The sequence below is a fragment of the Acinetobacter sp. UBA5934 genome, from assembly GCF_002430855.1.
In the GTDB taxonomy this organism is placed as follows: domain Bacteria; phylum Pseudomonadota; class Gammaproteobacteria; order Pseudomonadales; family Moraxellaceae; genus Acinetobacter.
In genome coordinates, this window is the sequence record NZ_DJDC01000168.1 from 2,052 (window position 1) to 7,355 (window position 5,304).

The 5,304-nt window shown below is 33.9% G+C and carries 8 protein-coding genes and 1 pseudogene; 4 read left to right on the plus strand and 5 right to left on the minus strand.

What is annotated here, in order from left to right:
• The 4 genes and pseudogenes from katE to B2Y23_RS12260 all read left to right on the plus strand — a co-directional run.
• Positions 1–678: pseudogene (gene katE, locus B2Y23_RS12245) on the plus strand (catalase HPII); the annotation flags it as partial.
• Between the two features lie 541 nt (positions 679–1,219).
• A complete protein-coding gene (locus B2Y23_RS12250) occupies positions 1,220–1,360 on the plus strand; it encodes a hypothetical protein (RefSeq protein WP_291371088.1) in 141 nt (46 codons plus the stop codon).
• Positions 1,361–1,461: 101 nt separating this feature from the next.
• The gene (locus tag B2Y23_RS12255; protein WP_291371090.1) at positions 1,462–1,653 is read left to right on the plus strand and encodes a hypothetical protein; all 192 of its coding nucleotides are present in this window, start codon (positions 1,462–1,464) and stop codon (positions 1,651–1,653) included.
• Between the two features lie 22 nt (positions 1,654–1,675).
• Positions 1,676–1,885 (plus strand): hypothetical protein, encoded by a 210-nt coding sequence (locus B2Y23_RS12260; RefSeq protein ID WP_291371092.1) that lies wholly within the window; start codon positions 1,676–1,678, stop codon positions 1,883–1,885.
• Between the two features lie 218 nt (positions 1,886–2,103).
• Here the strand turns inward: B2Y23_RS12260 and B2Y23_RS12265 are convergent, their stop codons facing one another.
• The 5 genes from B2Y23_RS12265 to B2Y23_RS12285 form a co-directional block, all read right to left on the minus strand.
• Complete coding sequence (locus B2Y23_RS12265; protein ID WP_291371094.1) at positions 2,104–2,337, minus strand: DUF2171 domain-containing protein; 234 nt, start codon at positions 2,335–2,337, stop codon at positions 2,104–2,106.
• 325 nt (positions 2,338–2,662) lie between these two features.
• Complete coding sequence (locus B2Y23_RS12270; protein WP_291371096.1) at positions 2,663–3,289, minus strand: SOS response-associated peptidase; 627 nt, start codon at positions 3,287–3,289, stop codon at positions 2,663–2,665.
• A 186-nt stretch (positions 3,290–3,475) separates the two neighbouring features.
• Positions 3,476–3,727, minus strand: a complete 252-nt coding sequence (locus B2Y23_RS12275; RefSeq protein ID WP_291371098.1) for a hypothetical protein — start codon at positions 3,725–3,727, stop codon at positions 3,476–3,478.
• Between the two features lie 238 nt (positions 3,728–3,965).
• Positions 3,966–4,133 (minus strand): hypothetical protein, encoded by a 168-nt coding sequence (locus B2Y23_RS12280; RefSeq protein ID WP_291371100.1) that lies wholly within the window; start codon positions 4,131–4,133, stop codon positions 3,966–3,968.
• 122 nt (positions 4,134–4,255) lie between these two features.
• Entirely contained in the window at positions 4,256–5,134 is an 879-nt protein-coding gene (locus tag B2Y23_RS12285; protein ID WP_409449757.1) for an SDR family oxidoreductase, read from the minus strand.
• Positions 5,135–5,304 lie beyond the last annotated feature (170 nt).

Consider the following 5,304-nt stretch of genomic DNA (forward strand, 5'->3'; position numbering starts at 1 on the left):
TTTGATGCTTATACCTTTGAACTTAGTAAGGTACAGCGTTTACATATTCGCGAACGTGAGGTGAAAGAGATCTTAGCCAATATCGATCTTGATCTTGCGCAACAGGTTGGTAAAAACTTAGGTATTGAAGTGCCAGATACAGGTAAATCTTTTAAAACCTCTTCAGTAGAAAAATCTGCTAAGTTGAGTTTTGAAGCTTTTGTACCGGAAGATATCAAAGCCAGAAAAATTGCTGTGCTGGTTCATGACAAGGTGAATGAGGCCAATGTCGCAGCAATCCTGGCTTGGGCACAAGCTGAAAGTGCAGTGGCACATATTCTTACGCCGACACCGGCACCTGTATTAAGTAATGAGCAGTCACCTTTGCCTTCAAATGGGATGCAAAAAGCTGAACCTTCAGTAATGTATGATGCAGTCGTAATCGTGGATGGTGACAACTACAATGCAGTTAAAGCTGATGGTGTGGCTACCCATTACATCCTTGAAGCTTATAAGCATTTAAAACCTATCGTCTTTTTGGGTGATAAAAAAGCCTTGGTTGAAGATTTAAGACTGGTGATGGATAAAGGAACAGTAGTTACTGAAGACTTTAATTCAGTCAACACAGAATTTAAGGATCTGATTCGAGCTCACCGTGTTTGGGAGCGAGAAATGGTCGCTGAAGCTATTCCAGCATAAGTATTTAAGTTTATTTCGTCATAAAAAACCCATCCTCGAGATGGGTTTTTTATATTGGAAGAGTGTTAATTTTTAAAGCTTATTTTCTCGATTGTCTATGGTTGAGCCAAAGACTAAGGGTCAGTTAGCAAATATTATGATTTAATTATAAATTTATTTTAGTTTAAAGTGTTGTTTTAATAATACTATTCAAAAGATATTGTTTATATAGATTATAAGTTGCTGAATACATGGTTTAATTATTTATATATTCATATTATTTTAAATATTATTATAGATGTAAAGGACTTACAAAAAATCTGTATGTATTAGAATTTTATATAATTTATTTTAAAATATATTATATTTATAAATTATTAGCTCTTTAGGTTTGATTTTTATTAATTGAGGGTAATTGATTTTATTAATATATTTTTATTGCAATATTATATTTTGATACATCCTGATTGTTTTTATTCAGTTAACTTAGGTATATGCTGATATAGTCATTCATAATTAGGCTGTTGATTATCATCTAATAATGGCAATAAGGAATAGTGTTATGTCTAAATCAAAATCCCAAAATCAAACAGATATGAATCAAAGGAATCAACCGATAAAACAACCACACCATCTACCACAACAAGACCATAGGCATAATCAGCAAAAAGAGACTGAAAAGCAGTCTCAAAATGAAAAATAAAACAGGAGTTTTTGCGATGGTTATATGAGGTTTAAAGGGGGCGGCCCCTTTAAACAGAACAGGAGTTAATCATGTATATCAGACCTATAAAAGCTCATAAAATGAATGAGGATTTTGACACATCACCTACCGTAATTTACACGGGTGAATATGATCAGGAAAATCACTTGGTGAATGTCTATAACTCATCACAAGAACAATTAACAAAAATCATGGGTAGTAATCAATGGATTTTGAATTCTACTGGCGAGGTATTCTTTATTGAAGAGGATGTACCTTATTTTGCCAATTAAACAAGATCAGGTGAAATGAAGAATGAATACAGCAACCACATATCCACAGAAATTAATAACATTTTATAAGCTTGATAGCCCGGATATTCAGCGAGGCGTATGGGCGAATTATGACAAGAATGGGAATTTTCTTAATCTGACCAATTATTATGGTAAGAGATTAGACCTCATTGGACCAGATCGGGTGCGTATTGAGGGTGAAGTTTGGGTATGTAAAGAAAATTTTAAATAAAACTTATATGTATTAAATATAAAAATTGCATATAAAAGTAGTTAGTAATGTGAATACCACAATAAATACAACCAAAATAAAATTATTAAAATAAAAAAACTAATATATCGTTGTTAATTGAATCAAAAGAAAAATTCATCTCAGTGATTTTAACCTTATAAATTGAAATAAGCCCTTTATATTGAAGAAAGGGCTTATATGAATATTTTTTGCTGTATTTAAGCAGCAACCCATTGGTTTCTGACTTCTGTAGCATCTACATTGAGCATGACTTGATTTTCTTTAATTTCACTTACCCATGAAAGAGGAATAAGGTGATGACTACCTTCTTCATTTCTTGTTAATTTAATTTGATCTGTGCCTTGAAGGTGATCTACTGTTCCTACTTTTTGACCATCTGAAGCAATTACTTCCGCATGTTTAGTAATATCATTTGCATTGATAGTAGCCATTTCATACCTCTCCTATATAGCGGTAATCTCGCACTATTTAATTTAAGACATTCTCTAATCTTTCGCGCTATATATATGCAAAAGGGAACAAATCTTTAAGCAATTTTACCTTAGTACATACATATTATGCTTTAGAAAGAAATTTTACTTTTAATTAAAATCTATACAGAAATTGAGCATTCAATCCTCTCTCTTCTTTATAATTTTATGTTCTATAAAAAGGTAAGAGAAATAATTATAATCGATTATCTCACTTAGAACTCTTTAAAATGAAAGACGTTCAACTAAGAATAAAGGATCTAAAAGTTAATATAGAATATTAAAGTCACGTTTCTGCTGCACGATTTTTGGGAACAGCTAGATATTCATCCTGCATTTCAAAAAAGAATTGATTCGCTTCATCATTTTGACAACTTAACCAATCCATCCGCGCATTTTCAGGAATAATGATGACCGAGCGTTTTTCATCTTTTGGCGCGTGAAATTGCCGCATAAAAGGATGATAGTCAGCATTGATGGTGAGCAGGCTCATGGAGCGAACGGGTTTATTCTCAATGACGGCATTTTCATAAATGGCGGCGAGGGTAAAGGGTAAGCCATCTTGTCGAGAAATGGCATACCAATGCGGTCTGCCATCTAGATATTTGGGTTCAAAAATGGCTTCTACAGGTACCAGAGCAAATTGATTTTTATGCCAGGCGTGACGAAAGCTGGGTTTGGTTGCTACTGTCTCAGTTCTGGCATTATAGGTGTGGCGACCATATTTTAATTCTTTTGCCCAAAAAGGGATAAGGCCAAACTTGGCAACATCCCATTCAGGTTGATCCGCTCCATGTATTAAAATTGGGGCATCGTATAATGGATAAATAGGATCAGGATATTCGAACTGTGGTTCTGAGAGACCCAGAAGAAATGCTCTATTTTTTTTAATCGCTTCAAAATTTGCACACATAGGTCAATCCCTATTTTTTAACCCTCATTACAGCAAAAATATGTAAGCTGACTTACTGATGCTTCCAAATTTAGCACTATGTCTGCTCAAACAAATAATAGTTAGTTAATGTTTATTTTTAGCTGGGAGGGCAATAATAAACAGCTCATCCAGTGAAGTTGTTGGGAACAGAATAGTTGGGCGAAATTAAAGTTCATCATATTCATAGCTAGATAAGTTGATTTCGGCTTGGCTGAAAGATTCTTCATAATGAGTATTTAGAAAAACCTCTGCTTCAGTTTGAGTAATAAAAATTTTCGCTACATTTTTGTCTGCCGTCCAATACCATGGGCTAGCTATGGCTAAATCCAAGTCAGATATTTGCCAATTCTGGCAATCATTAAATTGATCTCGATAAGCGAGAAAGCTTTGATTCTTTTTAATGCAATAGAGTGTCATTGGTACTAACACCTTTATGGGTAAAATAAGATTTTAAAGGAGTTGATTTATTGAAAGCTTTTAAGAATTGTGAACAGTCATAGCATATATGTTAAAATATAATAATTATCATGTTGTTATATTAATTTTGTAATTACATTGTCAGATAAATGATAAAAAAGCCGAGTTATAGAATATAAGCCGCTAAATCAAATAAAGCTCTTATGAAAGAGCTTTATTTGATTGTAGAATATATATTTTAATGGTGTCTTTTTTTCTTGCCGCCACCATCTTGCTTATTTACGGTAGCCCACGCAATGCGTTCAGCATCTTCCTCGGGAAGTCCACGTTCTTTTTCACTTTCCTCAATGTGTTTGGCTTGCCGCTTTTGTTTGTCTGTATAAGATGATTTATCGCCTTTAGACATAATTAATCCCTCTTTAGATTGACAACTTTATTCATTTAATCAAAATAAAATGAATGATAAGTAATAATATGTCGCTGTTTGGTTCTGAATCTAATTCAGGTGATTTACGGTATTTAAAATATTTAACCATTAATGATCGTACCGCCATTTACATGAATAACCTGTCCGGAGATATAACTGGCTTCATCTGAAGCAAGGAATAAATAAGCAGGAGCGACTTCACTTGGCTGTCCCATTCTTCCCATAGGAGTATCTTTACCAAAATCTTTTAGTTGCTCTTCATCAAAACTGCTTGGAATTAAAGGGGTCCAAATCGGACCAGGCGCTACACCATTTATCCTGATTCCAGTTTTATTTTTTAATAAATTTGTAGAGAGACTACGGGTAAACGAAGTAATTGCTCCTTTGGTACTTGCATAATCAATTAACAGGTCATGGCCATGATAGCTGGTAATACTTGTGGTATTGATGATGGAGTCACCTTCCTTCATATAAGGAATGACCAATTGAGCCAAGTAAAACATGGAAAAAATATTGGTCTCAAAAGTCTTGAAAAGCTGCTGGGTATTAATGTCGGTAATATATTTTTGAGGGTATTGCACACCGGCATTATTAATCAAGATATTGATGGCTCCGAATTCTTGCAGCGTCTTTTCTACCATTTTCATGATTTCATCATGATTCTGTAAATCGCATTTTAAGAGCAGGCAACGGCGGCCTTCAGCTTCCACCATTTTCTTGGTTTCTTCGGCATCTCCATCTTCTTCCAAATAACAGATGGCAATATCGGCACCTTCGCGTGCAAATAACACCGCGATTGATCTGCCAATACCGCTATCGCCACCTGTAATTAGAGCCACTTTATCTTTTAACTTATTACTTCCTTGATAGTTGGGTTTAATAACTTCAGGCTGTGGATGCATTTTAGACTGAATGCCAGGTTGATGTGTCTGTACTTCAGTGGACGGAGTTTTAGGATAATCGGTCATCTTGTTTTCCATTATTGTTAAAATGCCTGGAAAATATACTAGGGAATTTTTTGAATAATCTATCTTGTCTAAACATTAAATAACATAATTTATGAAAAACTTATCAATCATTAACTTTGATATTTCTTTTTCTATCCTTCTTTTTCCTTTTTAGAAATTAAAGCTAAAACAATTTACATTCA